Source organism: Fibrobacter sp. UWB12, assembly GCF_900142485.1.
Classification (GTDB): Bacteria; Fibrobacterota; Fibrobacteria; order Fibrobacterales; family Fibrobacteraceae; genus Fibrobacter.
Window position 1 is genome coordinate 14,061 of the sequence record NZ_FRAZ01000003.1, and the last position, 25,994, is coordinate 40,054.

Annotated in this window: 15 protein-coding genes; 12 read left to right on the forward strand and 3 right to left on the reverse strand. The window is 44.6% G+C overall.

Features of this window, described 5'->3' with window-relative positions; translation table 11 throughout:
• Positions 1–203: 203 nt before the first annotated feature.
• From BUA34_RS05110 to BUA34_RS15700, 6 genes are all read left to right on the forward strand, one after another.
• The gene (locus BUA34_RS05110; protein ID WP_072827666.1) at positions 204–1,139 is read left to right on the forward strand and encodes a tetratricopeptide repeat protein; all 936 of its coding nucleotides are present in this window, start codon (positions 204–206) and stop codon (positions 1,137–1,139) included.
• Positions 1,140–1,484: 345 nt separating this feature from the next.
• Positions 1,485–3,218 carry a zinc-ribbon domain-containing protein gene (locus BUA34_RS05115; protein WP_072827667.1) on the forward strand — a complete coding sequence of 578 codons (1,734 nt, stop codon included), beginning with the start codon at positions 1,485–1,487 and terminating at the stop codon, positions 3,216–3,218.
• 1,043 nt (positions 3,219–4,261) lie between these two features.
• Positions 4,262–4,699 carry a hypothetical protein gene (locus tag BUA34_RS05120; protein ID WP_072827668.1) on the forward strand — a complete coding sequence of 146 codons (438 nt, stop codon included), beginning with the start codon at positions 4,262–4,264 and terminating at the stop codon, positions 4,697–4,699.
• Between the two features lie 14 nt (positions 4,700–4,713).
• Entirely contained in the window at positions 4,714–5,295 is a 582-nt protein-coding gene (locus tag BUA34_RS05125; protein ID WP_072827669.1) for a fibrobacter succinogenes major paralogous domain-containing protein, read from the forward strand.
• Positions 5,296–5,321: 26 nt separating this feature from the next.
• Positions 5,322–5,543, forward strand: a complete 222-nt coding sequence (locus BUA34_RS05130; RefSeq protein WP_139255878.1) for a hypothetical protein — start codon at positions 5,322–5,324, stop codon at positions 5,541–5,543.
• 15 nt (positions 5,544–5,558) lie between these two features.
• Complete coding sequence (locus BUA34_RS15700; protein ID WP_139255879.1) at positions 5,559–5,999, forward strand: hypothetical protein; 441 nt, start codon at positions 5,559–5,561, stop codon at positions 5,997–5,999.
• Positions 6,000–6,102: 103 nt separating this feature from the next.
• Here BUA34_RS15700 and BUA34_RS05135 read toward each other — a convergent pair whose 3' ends face one another.
• Together BUA34_RS05135 and BUA34_RS05140 are read right to left on the reverse strand one after the other, a co-directional pair.
• Complete coding sequence (locus tag BUA34_RS05135; RefSeq protein WP_072827671.1) at positions 6,103–7,830, reverse strand: ABC transporter ATP-binding protein; 1,728 nt, start codon at positions 7,828–7,830, stop codon at positions 6,103–6,105.
• Complete coding sequence (locus tag BUA34_RS05140; protein WP_072827672.1) at positions 7,823–9,586, reverse strand: ABC transporter ATP-binding protein; 1,764 nt, start codon at positions 9,584–9,586, stop codon at positions 7,823–7,825. The genes BUA34_RS05135 and BUA34_RS05140 overlap by 8 nt, the downstream gene beginning before the upstream one ends.
• Positions 9,587–9,764: 178 nt before the next feature.
• On the opposite strand from BUA34_RS05140, the gene BUA34_RS05145 reads away from it, so the two are divergent.
• The 6 genes from BUA34_RS05145 to BUA34_RS05170 all read left to right on the forward strand — a co-directional run bounded on the left by BUA34_RS05145 (position 9,765) and on the right by BUA34_RS05170 (position 19,442).
• Positions 9,765–10,964, forward strand: coding sequence for a hypothetical protein (locus BUA34_RS05145; RefSeq protein ID WP_072827673.1), 1,200 nt, complete (start codon positions 9,765–9,767; stop codon positions 10,962–10,964).
• 107 nt (positions 10,965–11,071) lie between these two features.
• The gene (locus BUA34_RS05150) at positions 11,072–13,321 is read left to right on the forward strand and encodes a TonB-dependent receptor (RefSeq protein WP_072827674.1); all 2,250 of its coding nucleotides are present in this window, start codon (positions 11,072–11,074) and stop codon (positions 13,319–13,321) included.
• Between the two features lie 15 nt (positions 13,322–13,336).
• Positions 13,337–13,558, forward strand: coding sequence for a FeoA family protein (locus tag BUA34_RS05155; RefSeq protein ID WP_072827675.1), 222 nt, complete (start codon positions 13,337–13,339; stop codon positions 13,556–13,558).
• A complete protein-coding gene (feoB, locus tag BUA34_RS05160) occupies positions 13,555–15,585 on the forward strand; it encodes a ferrous iron transport protein B (RefSeq protein WP_072827676.1) in 2,031 nt (676 codons plus the stop codon). Before BUA34_RS05155 ends, feoB begins: the two co-directional genes overlap by 4 nt.
• A gap of 333 nt (positions 15,586–15,918) precedes the next feature.
• Positions 15,919–18,156, forward strand: a complete 2,238-nt coding sequence (locus BUA34_RS05165) for a TonB-dependent receptor (protein WP_072827677.1) — start codon at positions 15,919–15,921, stop codon at positions 18,154–18,156.
• Positions 18,157–18,221: 65 nt separating this feature from the next.
• On the forward strand, positions 18,222–19,442 hold the full coding sequence (locus BUA34_RS05170) for a hypothetical protein (protein ID WP_072827678.1): 1,221 nt from the start codon (positions 18,222–18,224) through the stop codon (positions 19,440–19,442).
• Between the two features lie 183 nt (positions 19,443–19,625).
• Here BUA34_RS05170 and BUA34_RS05175 read toward each other — a convergent pair whose 3' ends face one another.
• Positions 19,626–25,988 (reverse strand): non-ribosomal peptide synthetase, encoded by a 6,363-nt coding sequence (locus tag BUA34_RS05175; protein ID WP_072827679.1) that lies wholly within the window; start codon positions 25,986–25,988, stop codon positions 19,626–19,628.
• Positions 25,989–25,994: the final 6 nt, after the last annotated feature.

The window sequence follows — 25,994 nt, forward strand, 5'->3', positions numbered from 1 at the left end:
AATCAATATAAAAATTGAGCGGCTAGTTCGTCAAGGAAAATTTCACTCATGCTTGAAAGAGCTATGTCGAAAATTTTGGAATTCTCTTTATAAAATTCAGCTAAACAGCCTAAATCGCCTTTTTGAGTGAATTAGTTGGATTTTCACTTGACATCGTTTTTCTTATAAGGTATTTTACTAAAAAGGATTTCAGGTTCACAAGAATGATAACGTCACAACTAAGAGATCTAGAAGACGCATATCAAGTCAAAGCAGCTTTTTTTCGCGACAAACTTGAAAAATTTGGTGGTCGAAAGGGCGTTGTTGAACTTGTTCGCGATGCTCTTGAATTTCAAAAAAAACATGATTTTCAAAAAGAACTAGACTTGCTGCAGCCTTTGGTTGCTTTTTTGGAAGATGTTCCGTTCAGACCCGTAGACTCAATTTCCTATGTATGCATTTCAGATGAAATGGAATGGTCTATTTATCAGCATAACAATCCTACATCGCTGAAAAAAGTCATCAAAAATCTTAGTGATATTTGCCCAATAGATTCTGTTTTGAGACAATATGGCATGGCGGCCTGGGAATTGGGAGATTATTCAACAGCATCAAAGGTGCTGAAAAATGCAATAAGCTGGAATCCGGTGTCCGCCTCCTGTAAGTTATTGCTGGCGATGGTTCATATGGACCAAAAGAACTGGGAAGAAGGATTCCAAATAACATTGGGTGCGTTAGATGTCGCGTATAAACCTGCTGATATAAAGCGGTGTTATGAATTTATTGTAGACTACTTCGGGCAAAAGAAAATGTTTGAAGAGTGCTTTTATTTTTGTTGGTTGCAGTCGAAATTTACCTATTTAGACCGTGACTATGAAAAAATGGTGGATGATTTATTGTTCCTATCAAACATTTTGAAGAAGTCTAAGATAAGTTTATCGGAAGAAAATTTGCTCAATGCCGCTCATAGGCACAAGGTTCCACTAGATGTAAACCCTAATATTCCTGTAATTGCAGCCAAAAGATGCCAGGAAGAGTCCTTAGCCAATAATAAGGAGTTGGCAGAATACTTTTCAAATATCATGCTGGACTTACAAAAATGTAAATCAAAGGGAAAAGATAAATCGTTGAAGGCGGTTTTAGTCCGCTATAAGAATTGACAATAACGGCTTTGTTGACAGCAAATTAGATATATTTAGAAAAAAAGGACATCAGTATGTGGATTTATAATGTATGCAGAGCTTGCGAATCGCGAGGCAACCTATATGAACTCTTGGAAAGCTACACGGACAGAACAATTGCGTATTTACGATTGTTCTCCCTAATGAAAAACAAAGATCCGGATTGCCATTATTTTGTTGAACGAGTCTCGGATAAGAAACTTCGAAAATAAGGTTTTTCGATTGTCATAATGAATTCTGTTTTCCTCAGTGCAAAATAGGTGCCGATAGTTTGCTTTTTTTGTTTAGTTCGCTGGAAAGTCAATTTACGACTAATAGAAAAATATGCCACACAAACTTATTATAGGTAAAAACGACCTAGCATCACAAAGACCCGATCTTGTGGCTGAGTGGGATTTTGCAATGAATGGCGAGCAAACTCCTCAAAACACGACCGTTTTTTCAAATAAGAGAGTATGGTGGATTTGTTCTAAATGCGGTCACAGATGGAATTCAACCGTAAGCAGCAGAAGCAAAGGATGTGGATGTCGAAAGTGCAATAATTCATGGACTACAGTTAGACGAGAAAAACTCTTGTCTAAATCAGGCTCTTTAGCCATACTGTATCCTAGTATTGCAAAAGAATGGGATGAAGAAAGAAATTCACCACTAACGCCGAATGACATAACGCCAGGTTCAAACAAAAAAATATGGTGGATTTGTCCAAGGAAACATAGTTATCAATCTGCCGTATGCAATCGAGTTCAAGGAAAAGGATGTCCTATTTGTATAGGAAAAAAGATTCTCGTCGGATATAACGATTTAGCCACTTTATATCCCCTTGCTGCAGAAATGTGGGATTATCAGAAAAATGGGGTCTTGAATCCCAAAACAGTCGGTCTGAAATCCCACCATAAAGTTTGGTGGAAATGTTCTCAAGGCCATTCATGGCAAAGTAAAATTAGTCACTTTACGGATGGACACCGATGTCCATACTGTGATGGACAAAGGGCTATAGAAGGCGTCAATGACATAACAAATACAAATGTGTCCTTGGCTGCGGAGTGGGATTACGAAAAAAACAAAACACCTATTACAAAAGTCATGCAATCTAGCGGAATCAAGTATTGGTGGAAATGTTCATTTGGACATAGTTGGCAAGCTTCGCCCGCTCATAGGAGTGCTGGTGAGGGGTGTCCGATATGTTCTAGCACTTCAAAAACATCCTTTCCAGAAAAATGTTTGTTTCACTATATCAAACATTTTTTTCTAGACGCAGAGCCAAATTACAAGAATCCAAAATTATTAGGCAACTTTGAATTAGATGTTTACATTCCTTCAATAAAATGCGGTATTGAGTATGATGGTGTTTTTTACCACCAAAACAAAGAAAAAGACGAACGAAAAGACTCTATTTGTAATGAACATTCTATAAAGTTGATTCGAGTAAGGGAACCCGGTTGTCCATTGCTGAAATCATCCAAATGTATTCAATTACATTCTCTTTCTTCAGATGAACTTTCTTCCGCAATCAAACAGGCTTTGAAGCAAATAGGAGTAGCTGAAACAAATATTGATGTTGACCGAGATCGTTATTTGATAGAATCAGAAATTGATCATAGCATTGCCAAAAATTCGTTGGCCTTTACGCATCCCGAATTGTGCAAAGAATGGGATTATGAATTGAACGGGTCTTTGACTCCTTTCAATATTAGTAGATGTAGTGAAAAAAAAGTTTGGTGGAAATGTAAGGTATGTGGACTATCGTGGCAGGCTATTGTTGCGAACAGAAGTAAAGGCTCTGGATGTGTTTTTTGTTCTAAAAATAAACGTCCTTTAGCAAAATATAATCCAACACTTGCAGAAGAATGGGATTATGAATTGAATGGTTCCTTATCGCCATCTGATGTATCTGTAGGCAGTGCTCAGTATATATGGTGGAAATGTAAAACATGTGGTAAATCATGGAAAAGCCGGGTTAGCACCAGAAATAAAGGACATGGATGTCCTCATTGTCAAAGCCTAAAGCATCCCGGCTTAGGCAAGGCGAGATTGGCCAAGATTACAAAAACTCGATAAAAAGTCTGACCGTTTTTTTACGGCAAGTTCGGTTGATTATGGCTATGTATTGTATGAGATAATAATGGTAGTAGGTAGTAGTTATTAGTAGTAAGCCATATCATTATATACAATAGTGGACACGAGTTTTTTCCAGGGATACGAAACGGGTGTAAAAGCCCGTTTTTTTCGTTGCTTCTAGCGGTCTTTTTAGGACTATCGAAAGAGACTTTATTTGTAATTCCTCGGTTCGATTCTGGGCTGATTTTGGGGCTAAAACCATGTTCAACTATTTGGACTATGTTTCGCGAGTCCAGAGGTGCTCCAAAACGCGAATATGGCGATTCTAGCCCGAAAACGGCAATGGGCTATTTTTGACGGGCTAAAAGTAGTGAACATAAAAGCACTAATAAAAACGGCTCTGTCGGGCCAGGCCGTACTTTTGGGTCGAAACTGCGAAAAAGCTGCGAAAATGACCCTCTGGCTCTGTTAGGCCAGGCCGTATAGCTGCGAACATGCTGCGGACCGCCGAATGACCATTTCAGCGTAAAAACATCGGTCATGCAGCCGAAAAACAGTTTTGGAAGGGCTTACGGAATGAGGATTTTTTGCTAGCCGGGCACAAGTGTACAGTTTAGCCCGACAGAGCCGATTTCAAAACTGCTCGTTTGAGCATTGAAAATATAAATCACTGAAAGGTGAATGTCAAGAGGCTCTTAATTTTTTTTGTAGGGGAAAAAATCAACTATTAAATGGATATTGGTAAGAGGTAACCTGTTTTTATAGTAGAGCGAACATTGTTATATTTGTAAAGACATAATGAATTAGAGTAGAATCTTGTTCCTGTATTGAAAAGTCTGGTAAACTTGAAGTTAGCAGGGAGCAGGACGTTACTCGCACCCCTATGGGTGCGGGTCGTCTGTTGCTTATCGCTAACGGGTTACCAGAGCCTTCAATACGTAAGCCTGCGACTTCGCACCTTTTTCTTTTATAATGGTACGATTTCTGCAGGACTGAGGTTCAAAATTCTCTCGTAAGCCACTTTCTGTGAAAAGGGGAGAAATATGAAAAAATTGTTTCTTGCAATAGTCTTGGTGCTACAGACTTTTGTTTGTGCTGAGAAATGTTATTTCCAAACCCGGCGGATCAGTTATGATTCTGTAACTAAGGTCAAGAAAATATCTTGCCAAAAAGCGAAAAATGCTGTTGGTGATGTTCGATACTATAATGGACGAGACAATTATACTCCGTATTTTGAAGAAAATTTTGGTCGCGAGGGAAATATTATTATGGAAGAAAAAGGGTATACGCTTTTCGCTAAATTTTATTATGCTCTCGGTCATTTTCGATTATATGGTTCAATAATTTATCAAGGTGCTAATCCTGTACAATGCTTTACCACAACGAGTACAGGCTATTGCGATCGCGTTGAGTATAATGAATTTGCCATGTATTTAAATGATTTTCTGAATTCATCGGCAAGAAAAGCAAAACGTAAATAAGAAGGGGGCTATTTATGAAAAAGTTTATTTTATTGTTGCTTAGTCTAGTTGATATATTGTTTGCGGGATCTTTTAAGGATTCTCGTGATGGAAAAGTTTATAAAACTGTGAAAATTGGTAATCAGATATGGATGGCGCAGAATTTGAATTATGATATGAATGAAAGTGTTTGCTATGATTATAAAGAACAGAATTGCAGAAAATATGGTCGTCTGTATACGTGGAGCGCTTCTAAATTTGCATGCCCCAAAGGGTGGCATCTTCCGGATGCAACGGAGTGGATGGAACTATTTGAGAATGTTGGTGGGTCTGATATTGCTGGGAAAATGTTGAAAAGTAAAAAAATTTGGGAGGATGATAGAAAAGGGATTGATGCCTATGGCTTTTCGGCTTTGCCTGCTGGACAGGCTATGACTAGGGGTTTTTGGGGATTGGGCATTTGGGGTAGTTTTTGGACGTCATCAACGTATAAGGTGGATGATGATCCTAATGTTTACATATGTACTGCAAATTTTTTTCAGGATTCTGCTCAAAAATGTTCTTATACTCGAGAAGATTATTATGGACATTCGGTCCGTTGCATTAAGGATTATTAGGAATGAGAAAAGTGAGATTTTTGTTTGTGATAACCATTTTTTTATTTGGAGTATCCTCTGCTTATGCTTACAATTTCAAATGCCAATCACGTAATGGCTGGGCTCCGGGAAATGGTCGATATAGCTATCAGGGCGAATGGGTTGACTATTTTAAAGTCTATGCCAAGGCTGGTGAATATGTGCTGTTCTATTACCCCAAAGGAAAGAAGGGATATTGGTTCCCTAGAAACAAATGTTATGAAATCTAACAAAGGAGATTTAAAATGAAAAAGATTTTCGCTTTTTTTATTTTTGTGCTTTCTCAAGTACAATCATGGGCTGCTTCATGTCCATTGTCTAGTTATGAAAGTAGGAATGCATATGATTATAGCGGAGCTCGGTTGATTTGCGATTATCAAAATGGAGTATTGCGATCGAGATTTTTGAATAATTATACTGCAGGTGAAACGACTTCAATAGATTATTATCCAAATGGAATGCCGAGAGAATATAATTTCAGAGGGCGAAATATAGGTGGTGGTTTTTATAGTGAAAATAAAAAATATAATTCGTCAGGTATGCTAATAAGTCGTTCCGTATTGAGTGGAAGCTCTGGCTATGAATGCTCTTATGTAGGTAGATATCGTTTAAGGTGCTTGGATTATAATAGTGGTGATAATTACGAAGAATCTGTGGAATATGTTTCCCAATATGAAGGAAATTAAGTAGATCTTTTCTTTGAAAGAATATTCAAAAAAATCTATACTAAAACAGAAAATTGCCCCGGATTTCTCCGGGGCAATTTAGTAGGTGGTTATTGAATGAGTTCTAATTTACTTCTTGGAGTTTGAGCATTTTGCCGAAGAGGCCGCCTTTCGCTTTGAGTTCTGCGGGGGAGCCGGTTTCGACAACTTGACCGTTTTGCAGGACCACGACCTTGTCTGCATTGGCGATGGTGCGCATGCGGTGGGCGATGATGATGACGGTCTTGTTCTGCACGAGTTTCGAAATGCTCTGCTGAATCTTGGATTCGTTTTCGACATCGAGGCTTGCGGTAGCTTCGTCGAGGAGCACGATGGGGGCGTCCTTGAGGATGGCGCGGGCGATGGAGATTCGCTGGCGTTCGCCGCCGGAGAGTGTATCGCCGTTTTCACCGATGACGGTGTCGTAACCTTGCGGGAGCCTTTGGACAAAGTCGTCGCAGTTTGCAAGTTTTGCGGCTCGCAGGATTTCTTCGTCGGTGGCATCGCGCTTACCGATGCGAATGTTGTCGCGGATGGAGGTGTTGAACAGCACGACATCCTGGAAGACGATGGAGAAGTTCTTGAGGAGCGTTTCGGGATCGATTCTTGAAATGTCCTGGCCGCCGAGCGTGATGGTGCCGCCTTGAATGTCCCAGAAGCGAGCGGCGAGCTTTGCGGCTGTTGTCTTTCCGCTGCCAGACGGGCCCACGAGTGCGGTGATTTCGCCTTGCTTGGCGGTGAACGAAGCCTTCTTCAAAACTTGCTTTTCTTCGTTGTAGTAGAAATCAACGTTCTTGAATTCGATGTCATAATCAGCGGGCTCAAACTTTGTGGAACCGCGTTGCACTTCCATATCGTCCATCTCCTTGAATCGCTTGAGGCGGACATCCAAGAAGAATAGTTCCGTCATGTTGTTTAGAACGAGATAAATGGGGCTGTAAATCGTCGATGCGCAGACGATGTACACAAGGTAATCAAATACGCTTAATTTGTCTTGTGCAAGGAGGATAGAGCCGAAAATGAGAACGGAAGCAAGTCCGAGTTTCAAGAAAATCTGGGCGCCGTTCAGGATGACTCCTGACATGAATTCGCCTTTAATCTGGGAATGTTCATAGAATTTGGAGTGATCATCCAATGCTTTGCAGACGCTTTCTTCTTCGCAGTAGGACTTGATTTCTTGAATATTTTCAAGGCTTTCCTGAATATCTTCGGTAATGACGCGGGCCGCGTTGTAGGTGTGCTTGAAGTTTTTGAACTGTAATTTGCGGGACAGGTAAATGAGCAGGCCTGCAAATGGAGCTACCCACAAAAGTGCAGCAGCCATCAACGGGTTGTAAATGATGAGTGCGACTGCGCAGATAACGAGCATCGCGGCGACTGCAAAAATTTCAGGAACGGCGTGCGAGAAAATCATTTCAAGGGCGTTCACGTCGTTCATGATAGTCGAAGTCAAGTCGGAAAGGTCCTTTTTGCCAAAGAAGGCGAGCGGGAGCTTGCGCAACTTTTCGGCAAGCGTGATGCGACGTTTTTTGCATTCCGAATAGACGGATTCGTATGTGCTGTCGTAAGAGAGCGCATAGATGAAGTACATGACAAGGTAAATGACGACAGCGATGACTAAATATTGCCAGAAATCCAAGGTGATTGCCTCTGGTTCTTTCAGCTTCGCCATGAATTCCTTGAGGAACAGGAATACGAACGAAAGCGGGAGCATTAACGAAAGATAATGCCATGTTGTCCAAAATACGCCTTTGATAAATGTTTTTGTACCTTCATCAGAGAGGACAAAGCGATTTTTAATCCAATTATACATTCTTGCCTCCGATAGTCCAGCTGACGGACTGCTGATAATCTTGCCACATCTTGGCGAATATGCCGCCCTTTTCAACGAGTTCCTTGTGCGTGCCGCGTTCCACGATGCGGCCGCCTTGTACGACGAGAATCTGGTCGGCATTCACGATGCTTGTGAGTCTGTGTGCAATCATCAAGACTGTTTTGCCCTTCGAAAGCGTTTGCAGTGCTTGCTGGATAAGGCTTTCGTTTTCGGGGTCTGCAAATGCGGTCGCTTCGTCAAGAACGACGATCGGTGCATTCTTGAGAATGGCGCGGGCAAGGACGATTCTCTGCTGTTCGCCGCCGGAGAGGTATGTACCCTTGCTGCCGATGACGGTGTTGATTCCTTCGGGCAGGCGGTCAATGATTTCGCGGCATTGAGCGAGATTGAGTGCCTTGTTGACGCTTTCAATGGAAGCCTCAGGAGTTCCGTAACGGACGTTTTCCAAAATACTCTTCTTGAAGAGTCGAGTATTCTGGAAAACGAATGATGTGTTTTTCATGAGGACTTCTTGGGGTATTTCCTTGATGGGCGCACCGCCGACTAAAATTTCACCATCGTTGGCATCGAAAAATCTCGGGACGAGCTTTGCAATGGTGCTCTTGCCGCCGCCAGATGTACCAACGAGTGCGACTGTTTCGCCTTCCTTTATTTTGAATGAAATGTCATGAAGGACTTCATTTTCTGTGCCGGGGTAGGTGAACTTGACATTCTTGAATTCAATATCGAAATGCTTGACTTCTTGCGGGTTTGTCGGTGTAGCAAGTTCTGGGTAATCTGTCAACGATTCAATGCTACCAATGGCGAGTTTTGCCTGGTTTACGGCTTGGCTCAAGTACATGCTGCGCATGACGCACTGCGAGAAAACGGGGGTCACGAGAACGTAGAGCATCAAGTCCACGATTGTGGCGGCAATGTTGCCTGAACTAGTTGCAATAAGGAATGTTGTGGGGACGAGGATGAGGGCGACACCGTTGATGAGCGTCGTGTAAGAACACATGATGAATTTCCAACTGCTGGAATATGCAGTGACCATTTGATGGTAATCATCAATCGTTTTATAGAAGTTCTTGAAAGAGTAAATAGTTTGCTGAAAAACTTTCACAACGGGAATGCCGCGCACATATTCGACGGCTTCGGTGTTCATGTCTTCAAGCGACTTCATGTATTTTTGCATAAAGTCCTTGCTCTTGTTCATCTTGGAGCCGAGCGTGATGATGGCGTAGGCAATTGGGACGAGGGAAGCAATGCCAAGACGCCAATCGAAAATGAACATCAATACGAGCGAGGCGATGGGAACGACGATGGTTCCTGCCAAATCCGGAAGCTCATGCGCCATGAAGGTGTGCGTGACGGCGGCGTTGTCGTCAATGATTTTGCGGATGCGTCCGGTTGGATTCTTGTCGAAAAAGCCAAGCGGGAGCCTGAGCAATTTTTTCATGGTGATTCTGCGGATGTTGCCTTCGATGCGGAAGGCGACTAAGTGCGAACAGACGAGCGCGGAAAAGTAAAGCACAACGCTGGCTGCCGAGAAAATGACGGCCATCAATGCGTAATGCTTGACCATATCGTATGAAATTTTACTTGTGTCTGCGAATAATTCACGGACGATGAGCCATACATATATAAAGGGAGCGATCCCCGCGATGGAACTCAATGATGAAAATAAAAGTGCAAACGGATATAAAATTTTTCGCGATTGCATATAAGGTGTTAGTCTTTTGAAAACACTCATAGTTACCTTCTGTTTGTTTTTCGCACCAATTTTAATTTATTGATGTCTTGTTTTAAAGGTTATATTAGTCATATCTAACTTTTTGGATTGATTTGAGTCCATTTGGAGTTGAGGCGGTCTTTTGGGATTTCTAAAATGCGGGCGAAACTTAAAAGGTGTATAACACTAGGAGTCATGAATGAACAAAAAACTTATTGCACTTACTTTTGCTGCAAGCCTTTTTGCCGCCTGCGGTAGCGATTCTTCGAGCAACGCAAGCTCTGATTCGGATGATTACAAGCGCGAATTTGCGACTTCCATTTCGACGGGTGAAACGATGTTTATCGGCACGATGTCTTTGGATCACACGGATGATTTGGGCAAGGACTTTGTTGAAGTCGGTACGCGTGCAGGTGTTGTCTATTACGATAATGCCTTGTTTATCGCTGATTTGGATGTTGGCTCTATTTCCCGTTACAGCTTGGCTGAAAACAACAAGCTTGGCAAGGTGACCGCAAAGCTCTCTCTCCCGGGAACTTGGGTAAACCACATTTATTTTGTCAACGATGAAAAGGCTTATTTGGGCGGTATGCTTGATTCCTTGATCATCATCAACCCGAAAACCATGAAGAAGACGGGCGCAATTGACCTTTCCAAGTACAAGGATAAGGACGCTCTCGTAGTGAGCCCGGGAACAGGCGTGATTGTTGACGGTCGCCTTTATGTGGGTCTCTTGCAGAATGTGAGCGATTATGCTACGGGTAACGAAGCTCAGGTCGCCATTATTGATGTCAAGAAGGATGAAGTCGTCGCTGTTGCGAAGGATGACCGCATTGCTGCCGTGGGTTCCTTGGATGACTCCCAGAACCAGGCATTTACTGTTATTGATGGCTACATCTACTGCTACAGTAATGCTTCTTGGGGCTACGCTCCGGGCCAGGTTGACGGTTTCCTCCGTATCAAGGTGGGCGAAACCAAGTTCGACAAGGATTATGCCTGGTATATCACGAAGGATGTCGCTATCGATGGCGTCACGAAGAAGGACAATTTCAAGTACCTCTCTCCGGCATCGAACGTGAAGGATGGCCTTGTCTATGCTTTCTTGAACGTGATGGTCGATTTGAAGCAGACTTGGACGGACATGGATAGCTATCACAATAACACTTGCAAGCCGGTGCAACTTAACCTTGCAAAGAAGACGATTAAGGCTTTGCCGATTGGTTATTCTTCGAGCTGGGCTAGCTACGGCAAGTACGTTGAAGATGATGGCAAGGTTGTCTTTGCGGTCTCTACTGAAGAAGATGGCAATGCTTACTTCCGCTATGATCCGAAGACGGATAAGGCTGAAAAGATTGCCAAGGCGGAACAAATTCCGATGTGGATTGTTCCGCTTAAATAACGGAATGGTGGTGCCCGCTCAGTGGCGGGCATGACAGTGTGTTGTGTCATTCCCAGCTTGACCGGGAATCTCCTTCTTGTAAAAAGTAGTTCTGGGTTTTATTGAAGATGAATATTCGTAAGTTTGCTACTGTTTTTGCCGCTGTTGCGGCATTTGCCGTTGTTTCGGCTTATGCACAGGATGACGAAGTTACTTCGTTCGAAGATTTTGATGAACCGGTCGCGGAAAGTAATGCGACTGATGCTTCCAATGGTGGCGCTTCTGAAGTAAATGCTGCGGGCGCTTCCACAAGTTCCGAAGACGTGACAAAGCTAGATTTACTCTCGGTTGAAACGGAATCTGAAGCGGAACAGGCTGCCATTGCAAAACAGGTAGAAACAGTCTCTACGATTGATGCCGCTGAATTGCAAAATACGAGCAAGAGCGTTTCTAAGGCGATTAATTCTGCGTCTGGCGTGAAAGTGCGTAAGTCTGGCGGAATGGGCAGTGAAGGCAAAATCAATATTCGCGGCATGGAAGGCAAGAACATCAAGGTGCTTGTCAACGGCGTTCCTGTCGAAACGCAGGGAAATTTGGGACTTGACGATATTCCTATCGACCAGATTGCAGATATCGAAGTTTATAAGGGCTATATCCCGGCGCGTTTTGCTACAGACGGCGCGGGCGGTGCCATTAACATTGTGACTAAGAAACGCCCGACAAATTCTGTGGACGCTTCTTACAGTTTTTCAAGCTTCAATACGCACAAAGCTTCCGTTGCCGCAAGCCATTTGATTGATAGCATTGCGGGTGCTGCAAGCCTTGAAATTGGTGTGTCCGGTTACTTTAACCATTCCGATAACGATTACGAATTTACATCGCCGTACATGAAAAGCTCTACAGGTGCGGATACGAGCGTTGTTCGCGATCATGACCATTACACCTCTTACAATGTGCAGGCTTTTGCGAACTTGATGAACGTCTGGTTTGACCAAATTTCGTTGGGTGCAGGCTTTGGCGCATTTGACAAGCAGATTCAGGGCATTGAAAATCGCATTAAGGAATCAACCTCCGAAGGCTATAATTTCGGTGCTTCTCTTGGACTGGATAAGAAAAATTTCTTTGCGAAAAACTTGAATTTCGGTGATTATTTTTCGTTTGGTTTTGCAGAAAATAAAATCATCGATACGAGCCGAGTCCATTGCCGCAACTGGTTTAGCTGCGATACGGCGCAAAAGAATGTGGGCGAACTCGTGTCTATGGGGCTTCCGAGATTGCGCACGGTGCAGGTGTATGATTTCAATAACTTGCTGAATTTTGATTATCGGTTTATGAAGGATCAAAAGATTTATTGGAATACACTCATCAAGTACCACAAGGAAAATCCTGAGGACGACTACGGCGCTAAAATGGCCCAGTTTAACACAGCGGGGCTTCCGGGAGAAGTTTTCTCGATAACGACGGGACTCTCTCTTGAAAATAATTTCTTTGAATCGCGTCTCCAGAATCTTCTCGGTTTCAAGTTCCATTACATGAAGGCTGAAATTTCGAATATGCCGACGAGCCTTCTGATTGAACCTGCGGTGGAATCAAATGATTACAATGATTTCAGTTACGATGAAAGTTTGATGTTCAAGGTGGCAAAGCCGCTTTCTGTGAAGGCCTCGTATCAGCATGCTGTGCGCTTGCCGACTCCAGAAGAACTCTTTGGTGATGGCATTCGCGTGAGCGCGGCGACAAGCCTCAAGCCTGAACAGGCTGATAACTTCAACTTTGGAATTTCTGTTGATTTGCAGGAATTGCCGCTTGTGACAAGGCTCCGCTTTGATGGTGATGTATTTTATTCGTACTACAAAGATAGAATCCATTACATGAATTCTGCGCAAATGTCTACGCCTTACTTTAACATGAATCCGATTCGTGCCTGGGGTTACGAAGGCGACATAAAGTTGGATGTCAATGAATGGGTTTTGCTTGGGACGAACTGGACTTTCCAGGATTTGCGTAACATGAAATATACGGCAAAACAGGGCGTTCCCAAGAAGGCGATTGTGCCTAACATTCCGCGATTCTTTATGAACTATCTTGCGGAATTCCATATGGGTGATTTGTTTGGCAAAGAAGACTTCTTGAAAGTCTGGTGGTCTGCAAATTATACAGATGAATATTTCTACGGCTGGAAGATTAGCTCCCGCCAGAGCCGTAAAATTAAAGCTTCGTTCACGCAGGATGTGGGCGTTGAATATTCCATTTGGGATAATAAGCTAGGCTGGAGCTTTGAAGTCGATAACATCACGGATAGCGAATCGTTCGATAAGTTTGGTGAAAGTAAACCAGGTAGAAGTTTTGCAACAAAGATTCGCTACAGTTTTAGATAGAAGGAGTTTGTAAGAATGTGTTTGTCTGAATTGCAGGAAAATCAAAAAGGTTTGATTCAAAAGATTAACGGGGATTCCCGTTTTGTTTCCCGTGTCGTGTCAATGGGACTTCCTCCGAGCAGTCCGTTTTTAGTGCTGCAAAATGATGGACGTTCACCGATTCTTGTGTATTCGCACGATACGATGATTGCGATTAACCGCAAAGAATGTATGCAGATTGACGTGGAGATGGCATGAGAACGATTGCTTTGCTGGGACAGCCGAATTCTGGCAAGTCTACTCTTTTTAATGCTTTGACGGGCTCGCATCAGCATGTCGGTAACTGGCCTGGGAAAACGGTGGAAAGAGCGGAAGGCTTTTTTACGCAGGGCGAAGAACTTTACCGCGTTGTCGATTTGCCGGGTAGCTATGGGCTTACGGCAAATTCTGCCGAAGAAGTCGTAACGCGAAATTTTGTGGAACACGGCAATGCCGATATTGTCTGCATTATCGTAGATGCTTCGCAGCTTGAACGTAGCCTTTACATGCTCGCAGATTTTGCGGGCGTTAAAAGCCCGGTGATGCTTGTGCTTAACATGATGGATGTTGCCGAGCAGAAGGGCAAAAAGATTGACGTCCAGAAAATCGAAAAGCTTTTGAACATTCCGGTGCTTGGCTTTACGGCGGCAAATTTGGACGACTATCCGAAATTCTTTGAAACGCTGAATCGTGCGCTTGTAAAGAAGGCGACGATTTCGTCGGATAAAATTCGTGACATTGTTGAACGCGAAGGCGGAAAGTCGCGTGTTGAAAATCTGAAAAAGCTTGAAGATTTGATTGCATCTCTAAAATTTGACAATCGCGAAAGATTCTGGGTTGCATCAAAGCTTTTGGAAAATGATTCGCTTGTGCGTTCTGAAGTCGAAACGGCGGTGACGCCGGAACATTGGAAGCAAATCAAGGAAATTCTGGATGCTGAAGGTGCTGATGGCGGACTTTTGACGGGTGAAGCGAAGTACCGCTTTGTCTCTGAAGTTCTCCGTGATGCGTCTGAAGGCGAAGAAAAGTCGATGAAACTTTCTCGCTTTGATAAAATTGCGACGCACCGCATCTGGGGTAAAATTGTCGCGTTCTTTATTCTCGTGCTTACGCTTGCGGTGAGCATGATGATCGCAGTCCCGATTATTGCAAGCTGCTTTGGACTCCAGCATGTTGCAGAACCGCTTGTGGTTCAAATGTGCGAAAAGTTTGGCTGGTGGCCCTCTGTAGCGTCGTTCATCAATGGCGTTATCATTGGCGGTCTATCTGTGACTGTCGCCATGATGGGATTTGTCTTTGCAATTCTTGTGACGTTTGGATTGATGGAAGATACGGGGTACTTGGCGAGATCTTCGTATGTGTTTGACTCGTGGCTTTCACGGCTTGGATTGCATGGTAAGGCGTTTATGCCTTTGGTGTCGGGGCTTGCGTGCACGGGCGGTGCTGTTTGCGGTACGCGTGTGCTTGATACGCGCGGGCAGCGCTTGTTTGCAATGGTGCTTTTGTGGTCGATTCCGTGCGGTTCAAAAGTTGCTGTGGTGCTGTTCCTTGCTTCGGTTTTTTTCGGCTCGGCGGCTCCGCTGTTTGGCGTTATCTATGTGGCTTTGATTTTTGCTTCGTTCTGGGTTTCGTCTAAACTTTTCGGAAATAAGTTGATGCCTGTGAATGAACGCGTTGGAATGATTATGGAACTTCCGCCGTATCACAAGCCGCATTGGAAAATTTTGATGAAGACTGTAGTACGCAATGTTTGGGAAGTTTTCAAAAAGGCTATTGTCGTTATTTGGCTGATTTCGTTTATCTTTTGGGTATTATCTTATTCAAGAGACGGCCTTGTTGTACATAGTCTTCTTTACCGCATTGGGAATTTTATTGAACCGTTCACGCAGATTTTTGGTATGCGTTGGCAGTTGTTCATTTCGTATCTGGGAGGTGTCTTTAGCAAGGAAGCTTCTCTTGGCGTGATGAGCGTTGTGTTTTCGAGTTCGAATGATGCGTTCTCGTTGATTGCTCGTAATGAGGCTGGTGCTAATCTTGGTGAAATGATGCGCGCAGTGGTATCACTCCCCGAAGCGTTAGCGTTTATTTTTGCATCGATGTTTAATGTGCCCTGTGTTCTTACGATGGGAACAACATATCGAGAAACTCGCTCTGCAAAATGGACTGCTGCGATTGCAGGTTACTATTTTGCAATTTCACTTGGCTTGGCGTTTATAGTTTACCACATTGCTTTGTGGGTACTTTAGAACTTCTTCCGAAAAACCCAGACTACAATAGAAGCTGGTATGGCGTGCCGAAAGGTGCGCCATACTTGTTTACGTTACGTCATCCTGAACACGTAGCGTGAAGGATCCAGTGCTAAATATGACTGGATTGGGCTAAAGCTCCAACTTTTTGACTCGGTTATGACAACGCAAGCGTTGTCGCAACTCTCGCCTGCTGAGTTGTCTTCGCTATGCTTAGAATGACGAAAATTTACCCTTGTCTAATCGGATTGCTTTAAAACTATTTAGAGTAGAAGAATCGTAGGTGCTTAATTTATTTTTACTCGTCCTTGTTGGAGTTGGGGTTTCCTGAAGATGAATAAGAAGATTGCTTTTTCCGTTGCGTTGTGTTCTGCTTGTGTTTTTGCACAGACCGATGAAGTGACAAGCTATGATGATGCATTTTTTGATGAATCCGCGGCTGTGAGCGAATCGCCGGCTCCAACGGCGACGAATTCTGAAAATGTCGCGGAAACTCCTTCTCGTAATTCCTCAAAGTCCTCTGATATTACTGTTCTTGATGGCTTGTCTGTTGAAGACGAAAGCGAAGCGGAAACATCTCCGGTTGATACGAAGACAAAGGCCGAATCTGTTAAGGTCTTGGATACAAAGGAATTGCAGGGGTCTAGCGCCACAATTGCCGAAGCGACGAATCGCTCAAGTGGCGTGAAAATTCGCCAGTCGGGTGGTCTTGGCGGTGAAAGTAAAATCAATATCCGTGGCATGGAAGGCAAGAACGTAAAAGTCCTTGTCGATGGTGTGCCTGTGGATAATGGGAATGGCTCGCTTTCGATAAATGATATCCCTATTGACAAGGTGGATCGCATTGAAGTTTACAAGAGCTATGTGCCGGAACGCTTTGCGACGGATGGCATGGGCGGCGTCATCAATATCGTGACGCATAACTTGCCCGAAAGTTCCATTACAGGTTCTTATTCGTTCGGAAGTTTCAATACGCACAAGGCTTCGTTGGATGCGAAATATGTTTGGGCAGTCGATTCTGCAAATCAGCGCTCTGTAGAAACGGGCATTTCGGCTTATTACAACTATTCCGATAACGATTATGAATTTACCACGCCGTATATGGATACGACAGTGACTCGTGAACATGACCGTTATTACAGCTATAGCATTTCGCCGTTTGTCAACTTGAATAATTTCTGGTTTGATAGAATTTCGTTGGGCGCAAGTTTTGGCGGTATGAATAAAGAAATTCAGTCAACAGCGCACCGTGTTGAGGATGCCTTTGCTGAAGCGTGGGGCTATGGCGTTTCTCTTGGCTTAGAGAAAAAGGACCTTTTTGTAAAGGGACTTTCTGCTGGATTGTCTGTCGGTTTTAATTACAGCAAGGATCGTGTCGTTGATACTAGCCATGTGTATTATTACGGCTGGGATAAGACGAATTTCAAGGAATCAAAGGGCGTTTCTGGTGAAATTTCTATGGGCAGCGCGACGTTCATTGAACGTGAAAATTATACGTTGACTATGCCTTGGAATGTTGATTACGCTTTCAATGAAAATCATTCTCTGACATGGAGTGGTTTGTATCGCTATGAATCACAGGATCCGGTTGACAAGCTTGCTGCCAAGGGTCAACTCTTGAATAATGCGGGATTTCCGGGGTATAGCCATTCCGTAGTGACAGGGATTTCTCTTGAAAATAATTTCTGGGATAAGCGAATCCAGAATGTGGCTGGAATTAAGGCGTATTATTATAGCATAAAAGCTGATGATGTTGATGGTAAGTTGAAACGCCTGACAGATGACGATGCAACGAATAAGGATATTGGCTATAGTGAAAACATTCGAGTGAAAATTATTGAACCGCTTGCGCTCAAGGGTGGCTATCAGCACAGTTTGCGATTCCCGACGCGTGAAGAAATTTTTGGTGATGGCGTTTATGTGCAATGCGCACCAAACTTGAAGCCAGAGAAGTCTGATAACTTTACGGCAGGTGCAGAACTTGATTTGGACAACATTCCGTTGCTGTTGCACTTGCATTTGGAATTCAACTGGTTTTACTTGCTGATGGAAGACCGTATTTATTGGAATAATTATGCGTCTATTCCGCGTCCGTATTACAATAGCGTCGGCACGATAACTTCTGGTTTTGAAATTGATGCATCAATTGATGTGAACGAATATGTAGCGCTTTCGTTTAACTTGACGAAGCAGGATGCTGAAAGTCGTGAAGCGGATATGTCATTTGGAATTGCGAAGGAACTTACGGTTCCAAATATTCCGACGCTCTATATGAACTTCGGTGTGGAATTCCACTTGGGCGATATTTTGTTCAAGGATGACTTCTTTAAGCTTTATTGGCTTGCGAACTATACGGACGATTATTATTACGGCTGGAAAGTTTCTGCAAAGCAGGACCGTACAATCCCAAGTTCTTTCTCGCAGGATATAGGCGTTGAATACTCCATTATGGCAAATAAGCTTTCATGGAGTTTTGAAGTCAAGAATTTTACGGATGAACTTGTCTATGACAAGTATGGAGAATCTAAGCCGGGTCGTGCATTCGCGACGAAAGCGAAATTCTCACTTTAAAGGAGATGCCCGCTTTCGCGGGCATGACAAAACAGAATATTTAACAATAACAAAAAGGAAAAACAATGAAATCCTATAAGTCTCTCTTTCTTATGGCCGCTTTTGGCTTGATGCTTTCTGGCTGCGGCGATGACTCTGGTTCCAATGCATCGTCGGATGATCAGGGTAATTCCGATGGCCAGAAGTACGTATTCTCCTTCATGATGGAAACTTCCCAGTATGTTGGAATTGGTTCCCTCTCTGATGACCAGGCCAAGATTGTCAAGGATTTTACTGAAGCCCCGAATTCTGGCTCTGTCATGTATTTCAACGGCTCTGTCTATGTGCTTGCCGCTGATAATGCCATGAACAGCACTCTTTCCCGTTACGAAGTTAAGGATGGCAAGATGGCTGACAAGGCCGCTGCTACGGCCAAGTTTACGGGAACGCAGTCCATTGCAATGAAGTTTGTTGACAAGAACAAGATGTATGTCGAACAGGCTTTGGGTGATAAGATTACCGCTCTTGACCCGACGACTCTCAAGGAAACAGCAAATATTGACCTTTCTAAGTACATCGATGAAGAAAATGGTGCATTGAGCACTGTTCCGGGTTCTTCCGTGATTCGCGATGACAAGATGTTTGTTTGCTTGAATCAGTTTGTTGACTTTACAAACATGATTGCAGGCCCGAATGCATCCGTTGCCATTATTGATACCAAGACCGACAAGGTTGATAAGGTTATCTCTAGCGACAAGGTCTCTGCTCTCGGCGGTATGGACGATATGAACGGCACGGCTTCTTTTGTTGATGAAAAGGGCGATGTCTACTTCTATTCCAACGCTTCTTACGGCTTTGTTGAAGGCTACAAGGAAGGCTGGGTTCGCGTCAAGAAGGGTGAATCCGAATTTGACAAGGACTGGATTTTCCGTATGAACGAAGCTGAATACGATGGCAAGAAGACCAACAACAATCATTTGATGGTTGGCGGTACCTATATGGGTAACGGCAAGTTCATGGGCTTCTTTGGTAACTTTGAAGACCCGACGAACTTCAACAACTATGAATGGAATTTTGTTGTGGTTGACGTTTACAAGAAGACCATCAAGAAGCTTGATTTGAGCCCGACGATTCCGTGGTTTGCTCCGTCCATCCACTTGGATGCCGATGGCAAGAGCGTCTTGGTTGGCCATGCTGATAAGAAGGGCGGCGCAATCTACCGTTATGATATCGCTTCTGAAAAGGTTACTAAGGAAATGGACGTGACTACGGGAACGGCTTACTACATAGTCCCGGTTAAGGATTAATTAACTGATAATCGAAATTTAAGACTCCTAATCTTCTGATCCAGACTCCCATAGAAGAAAAAGTATGGCGTGCCGAAAGGTACGTCATATTTTTTTGTAGGGGAATGCTGCGCGAGTGCGAAAACAAGAAGCGCCGGGCTTTGCGCCCGACGCTAGTTTTTTACTAAGGAGAGTTTTTGACTACTAGATGAGAGTTATGAATTCCTTGATATTTTTTGCTTGAAGAATCTGGTCAATGCTTACGGTTTTCTTGAGGTCTAGTGCAATCTTGTCAACGAGTTTCATCAAGGTGATGGAATCTCCACCTATGGAGTAGAAATCGTCGTCAAGCGTGATACCTGGATTCTCGAAAACGCTTTGCCAGAGCTCAAGCATTGCTTTTTCTTCATCGGAGATGTTTTCATTTGCGTTTGTGTTGCTTGCATTTTGTGCGGCCGCTGCGATTGGCGCTTCCGGAATCGGCAACTGCTTTTTGTCAACTTTGCCGTTTGCAGAGAGCGGGAATGATTCCATCGTGATGATTCTTGATGGAATCATGTAACCCGTGAGGACTTTTGCAATTTCTGTGCGGAGTACGCTTTCGGCGTTTTCGACGGTTGCCCCAAGGACGTAGGCGATGATTTGCTTGCCGTTCCCAGGAACATCCTTGAGCGCGGCGACGGCTCTTGTGACAAGTCCCGTGTGCATCAATGCGGCTTCGATTTCACCGAGTTCAATGCGGAATCCGTTGAGCTTGATTTGCGTATCGGAGCGTCCGAGGAATTCGATGAAACCTTCAGTCTTGAGCTTGCCCAAATCACCAGTGCGATAGATGCGGCCAAGTTTTGGGTGGTTGATGAACGCTTTGCTTGTCTTTTCAGGATCGTTGTTGTAACCCTTTGCAAGTCCTACGCCGCCAATGTAGAGGTCTCCCTGAACTTCTGGCGGGCAGGGCTTTAAATCTGCATTGAGTACATAGAACGTCTGGTTTTTCATCGGGTAGCCGTAAGGCACGCAGTCCCATTCCGGGCGCACTTCGCTGAACGGGTAGATGATGGACCAGATGGCCGCTTCGGTCGCACCGCCGAGACTGATAAGGTCTGCCTTGCAGCCTGCATTCTTTGATGTTGTGCAAATGTCAAGCGGGATGCGGTCGCCCGAAAGGAGAACCTTGCGGAGTGAGAGATTGCTAGAATCATTTGTAGAAATGCGGTGCTTCATCGCCATATCGAAAAGCACGGGGACGGAATTCCAGACGGTCACATTCTGTGTACTGAGAACTTCACAGACTTCGCGCATGTCGCGGGCGTCGCTCACTAATGCGAGTTTTGCGCCACAGCTGAGAGCGCCGAAAATGTCGTACACGGAAAGATCGAAGCAAATGGAAGAGATTCCGATGAGTGCGTCGTTTTCGTTGAGCGCGAGGCATTCATTGACATCGATGATTGTATTTGCGGTTGCGCCGTGCTGCATGATGACGCCCTTGGGCTTGCCTGTACTACCGGAAGTGTAGATGATGTAGGCTTCGTCTTTCGGCGTGTTGATGGTCGGGAGAGGTTTTTCGCTGTAGCTTAAGATTCCCTTGGATTCGAGATAGGATTTTTTCAGCAAGAATTTGCAGTTGCCATCTTGCATGATGAAGTCTACGCGTTCCTTAGGGTACGAAACATCGATGGGAACGTAAACGCCGCCTGCCTTGAGAATGCCGAGGATGCTTGCAATCGTTTCTGGGATGCGTTCGCCAAGGACGGCAACGCGGTCGCCACGAATCACTCCGTTATCGTGGAGGTAATTGGCAATGCGGTTTGAAAGGATATCAAGCTCTGCGTAGGTGAGCGAAGAATCTTTCCCGACAACGGCTGTGCGATTCTTAAAATTCTGCATAGCATTGTTGACGAGGCCGTGCAAAGTTTTTACAGGAGCTGCGCCAACAGTGGGGTTGTAACGGTTCCAAACGTTCCTGATTTCAGGGAAGTGCAATTTGTTTTCGCCGTTGGCAATGTAGCGAATGTTTTCGACAAAGTCCTTAAAAATTTGGTCGATAATTTCTGGATCGAAAATTTCCTTGACGACGTCCCAGGTGACATAGAGCTTTTGGCCCATTTCTGCAATTTGGTTGTCGATGAAAATTTGCGGAGTCTGTGAAATGGAATAACGCAATTTGCCGAGAACTTCGTAATAGTTTTCAGGGGCGTCAAACAAGACGCAAGTGAATACGACGGGTAAAATGGCCTTGCCGAACTGGTTCCTTGATTTGGCGAGCTCGCGCATGATTTCGGTGCCGTCGTAAGACATGTGTTCAAGACCGTCCATGATGCACGTCTGCACATCAGAGGCTTGTTTCCACAAGTCATTTTCGTTCATCGAAAGAGCGAGAGGCAAGAGCTTGGTAAAGTCGCCGATGATTTTTTCGACATCCTTGTGGAATGGCTTGCGTTCGAATGCAGTCAAGTTCAGCACCATGTCTTGCTGGTTGCTCCAGCGCTCAAGAACCTTGGCGTAAATGGTGCAAAGCAGTGCTGACGGCGAAAGGCGATGTTCTTTGGCGACCTTTTTAAAATTGCTCCAGGTCTTTTTGCAGATAACATCTTGCTTTCGTGTAATCGTGTATTCGGTGCAATCCGAAACCTTTTGAGCGAGTGGCACGTGCGGATATTCAGGGAATGTCGGCAATCGTTCCATCCAATACTCTTTATCTTCTTCATAGCGCTTTTCGTCACGGGAGCGGGAAAGATCGCGGACATAGCGCTCGTAAGAGTAGCCGATGTGTTCCTCGAATGGCTGCTTACGCAAAATGCGTCCCAAATCCGAGAAGAAGATTTGCATGCTGTCGCCATCGCAAACCATCAAGTCAAAGCTAACGAAAACAGTGCGGGTATCTTCACCGTAATCAACGGCCTTGAAGGTGAATAGTGGCCATTTGTCATGCTGGTAGATGTGATGTGAAAGTTCGTTCCTGATTTTGAGAGTCTCGTTTTCGCGTTCAGCCGACGTGCAGTTCACGACTTCCATCTTGTAGTCGGGAACGTCGGTGAGAACCTTCTGCGTACCGTTCGGGAGGAAGATGGCGCGGAATGCGTCGTGCTTTTTCACGACTTTTCGGATGGCATTTTCGATTTCGGGAATGGTGTATTGCGATTCGATTTCGAAGTAATAATGCGCATTGTACTTGCCGAGTTCAAAGTGATCGTTGCGACCGTTCAGATAGGCAAGCTGAACACCTGTCATCGGAAATTCTCTGCCTTTTCCGGATTCGCTAGAATCTGTGGCGGAAAACGCCTCGGTGGCGCTTTTAGGAACAATCATGTCTTCTACAGATTCGGCAAAATCCCTTGCATTTTGTGCGTTCAAAACGGAGACGAACGGAACGCGGATTCCGTATTTTTGGTCAATGCGTTGAGCGATTCGCTGTGCCTTGATGGAATCGCCGCCGAGCTCGAAAAAGTCGAGGTTGCAGTCGATTTCCTTGAGCTCAAGGACTGTTTTCCAAATGTCGATAATTGCGGATTGCGTTTCGGTGAGGACTACCGGTGCTTTGGTTTCCGCTACATTTGCTGTGGTTGCGGAACCTGTGGCAAGATTCTGCATCAGCGTTTTGCGATCAAGCTTTCCGTTAGAAGATAACGGCATTGCATCCAGATGGATGAACTTGTGCGGAATCATGTACACAGGCAGAAATTGCGAAAGCTCATTCTTGAACCATTCTTTATCCTGTTGCGTGCCGGTGTAGAATGCGACAATTTGCTTGTTCGTGTCCAGAACGACGATGGCGCTATCGACAGACGCGATGGCGTTCATGCGCTGCTCGATTTCACCGAGTTCAATGCGGTAGCCGCCGACTTTGACCTGGCTGTCCTTGCGTCCGAGGAATACGACGTAACCGTTCGACGAAAAACGCCCGAAATCACCGGTCTTGTAAATGCGTCCGAATTTTGGATGTTCGATGAAGGCTGCCTTTGTCTTTTCTTCGCTGTTGGCGTAACCCTGAGCGACGCCCACGCCGCCGATGTAGATTTCGCCTTGGACTTCAGGCGGGCAGATTTCAAGCGACTCGTTCAAAACGTAAATTGTCTGGTTTGCAAGAGGGTATCCGTAAGGAATGCTTTGCCAAGTGGGCTCGACATGCACAATCGGGAAGTAGATGGACCAAATGGATGCTTCGGTAGCGCCTCCTAAACTGTAAATTTTGGCATTCGGAAAATGCTTGCGGATGCGTTCCGGGAGCGAAACGGAAATCCAGTCGCCACTCAAGAGAACGGATTTGAGTTCGTTATTGGTGTAGGTCTCGTCAAGGCTGTCGATGAAAAGTTCCATGCCGGCGGGGACGGAATTCCACAAGATGTTTTTGGAACTGTCCATGAACTTGCGGATTTCATCAGTTTCGCGAATGTCTTTTGCAATGTCGAGCTTGCCGCCTGCAATCAATGTGCCGAAAAGATCGTAAACGGAAAGGTCGAAGCAGTACGAAGAAAGTCCGAGAATTGTAGAATGCTCGTTGACGCCCATGCGCTCATTGATGTCGATGATAGTATTCATCATCGCTGCGTACGAAATAAGCACTCCCTTCGGGACGCCCGTGCTTCCGGAAGTATAAATGACGTAAGCGGTCGCGTTAAGGTCTGGATTCGGTGCAAAATCAGCGCGTTCGCGGGTTGGCGATTCTACAAGTTTTTGCGGTTCTACCAACAGCTTGCAATTGGAATTCTTGACAATGTAATTCTTTCGGTCTTCGGGCCATTTGGCGTCAACAGGAATGTATGTCGCGCCAAGTCCCATCGTGGCTAAGATTGTAATGACGGTTGAAAAATTCTTTTGCGAGAGAATGGCAACGGAATCGCCACAAGTCACGCCCTGCATTTTGAGCATGAACATGGCCTTGCGTATGGAATCCTCGAGTTCGCCGTAAGTCATGGTGGTCATGACGCCGTCTTGCAATGCGATGTTGTCGCGGAACTTGGCGAAGGAACGCTGCAAGTATGCAATCGGGTGCTCAATGCTGAATGCTTTTGCGGTGCTGTTGTAGGCTTCTACTCTTTTTTCAACACTGATGATGGGGCTTGTAAAGTCTGCACTTTCTGCAAATTCTTCAATGGATTCACCGTAGAATTGGAACATTTCGGAAATGAAATCTTTCGGGAAAATCTTTTCAAGATAGTCCCACGAAATCATGAGTCCGCCATCGTGTGTTTTGCAAATCTGATTGTCAATGCTGACTTGCGATGTCTGCGATTGTACATAATTGACTTGCAGTCCTTGCGGTTCAGGGAGCTTGCCGAAGAGCATGCTTGTAAAGACAATCGGCATCGGGTTTTCTTTGTCAATTTGCTTTTGACGAATCAAGTCGCGGATGACTTCGACGCCTTCGTAAGCGCTGTGGTCGATGCGTTCGTACATGCGGTCGCGAACTTTCTGGAGCGTGTCGCGAACGTTCAAGCCTTCAAGTGCTTTTGATGAAAAGTCAAAGATGACGTTGCTTGTGTAATCGCCGATAATGTGGTCCATGCCTTCAACACCGTAAGGACGGTTGAGCATGGTAATGTTGACGGAAAAATCTCCGCTTTCGCTGAATCTTGCGAGCGTTTTTAAGTAAAGGTAGAAGAGGACAACGCTGGAGGTAACGCCATTTTTGCGGGCGGTGATTTCCATTTTGCGGAGCGTTTCTTTGCTGAACTTTCTTTGAACGCGGTTGCAAATATTGGCTTCGTTGTCGTTTGTGCTTATAACGGGGAACTTCGGGGCTGCGGGGATGTCTGCTTCAAGCTTGTGCCAAAATTCTGCATCGTTATCGTGCTTGGTGGAATCCTTGCGAGACTTGATCCAATCGGTATATTGCGGATTATTGTCGAAGTCGAATGATGGTAAAACACCTTCATGGTAAAGTGACAAAAATTCAGAGGCGAGTCCCTGTGCGCTTAACCCGTCAATGAACATGAGTTCCAAATCGATTGCGGCGATGGAACGCTTTTCGGTTGAAATGTTTGTGATGTCAAATAGCGGCCACTTGCCGAGATCACGCATTTCGGTTTGTGCGCGTAAACGCTTCTGTTCGAGATGCTGTTTCAAATCGCTCTCTGCAACGGCTTCGCGTGCAATCTTGAAGTTCTTGCAGATGTCCTTGGCTAGAATGCATTGATCCTCATCTTCTACAAATGCGCGGAGTGCTTCGTGCTTTTCAATGAGCTTGCGGATACATTCTTCAGCCTTGTTGATGTCTAGAGCGTGTTCCACTTCAAAGTAAATATGAGTGGAATTCACAGAACCATGGAAAAACTGTTCACGCCCTAGACGGTAGGACTGCTGCATTGGCGTCAAGGGAATTTTTTTTTCGACTTCGGCACCTTTGCCGAGTTTTTCTTGAATCTTGTCAACCAAGTCACCGATGGTTTCTGCTTTGACCAAATCTAGCATCCCGAATTCTATGCTGAGTTTGTTCTTAATTTCTCCAAGGAATCGGAACATTTGAATGGAATCTTCAAAAACTTCGTAGAGGGATGTTTCTGTTTGGACGTTTTGCTTGAGAATTTGATTGACGATTTCGAGAATTTCTTTTTGCGAAAATTGCGACATGGAATC

Excerpts from the sequence above, each read along its gene's own strand:
- BUA34_RS05135 (WP_072827671.1), bottom strand. The coding sequence starts at position 7,830 with ATGTATAATTGGATTAAAAATCGCTTTGTCCTCTCTGATGAAGGTACA.
- BUA34_RS05165 (WP_072827677.1), top strand. The coding sequence starts at position 15,919 with ATGAATAAGAAGATTGCTTTTTCCGTTGCGTTGTGTTCTGCTTGTGTT.
- BUA34_RS05125 (WP_072827669.1), top strand. The coding sequence starts at position 4,714 with ATGAAAAAGTTTATTTTATTGTTGCTTAGTCTAGTTGATATATTGTTT.
- BUA34_RS05155 (WP_072827675.1), top strand. The coding sequence starts at position 13,337 with ATGTGTTTGTCTGAATTGCAGGAAAATCAAAAAGGTTTGATTCAAAAG.
- BUA34_RS05115 (WP_072827667.1), top strand. The coding sequence starts at position 1,485 with ATGCCACACAAACTTATTATAGGTAAAAACGACCTAGCATCACAAAGA.
- BUA34_RS05170 (WP_072827678.1), top strand. The coding sequence starts at position 18,222 with ATGAAATCCTATAAGTCTCTCTTTCTTATGGCCGCTTTTGGCTTGATG.
- feoB (WP_072827676.1), top strand. The coding sequence starts at position 13,555 with ATGAGAACGATTGCTTTGCTGGGACAGCCGAATTCTGGCAAGTCTACT.
- BUA34_RS05145 (WP_072827673.1), top strand. The coding sequence starts at position 9,765 with ATGAACAAAAAACTTATTGCACTTACTTTTGCTGCAAGCCTTTTTGCC.
- BUA34_RS05150 (WP_072827674.1), top strand. The coding sequence starts at position 11,072 with ATGAATATTCGTAAGTTTGCTACTGTTTTTGCCGCTGTTGCGGCATTT.
- BUA34_RS05110 (WP_072827666.1), top strand. The coding sequence starts at position 204 with ATGATAACGTCACAACTAAGAGATCTAGAAGACGCATATCAAGTCAAA.
- BUA34_RS05120 (WP_072827668.1), top strand. The coding sequence starts at position 4,262 with ATGAAAAAATTGTTTCTTGCAATAGTCTTGGTGCTACAGACTTTTGTT.
- BUA34_RS05175 (WP_072827679.1), bottom strand. The coding sequence starts at position 25,988 with ATGTCGCAATTTTCGCAAAAAGAAATTCTCGAAATCGTCAATCAAATT.
- BUA34_RS15700 (WP_139255879.1), top strand. The coding sequence starts at position 5,559 with ATGAAAAAGATTTTCGCTTTTTTTATTTTTGTGCTTTCTCAAGTACAA.
- BUA34_RS05140 (WP_072827672.1), bottom strand. The coding sequence starts at position 9,586 with ATGAGTGTTTTCAAAAGACTAACACCTTATATGCAATCGCGAAAAATT.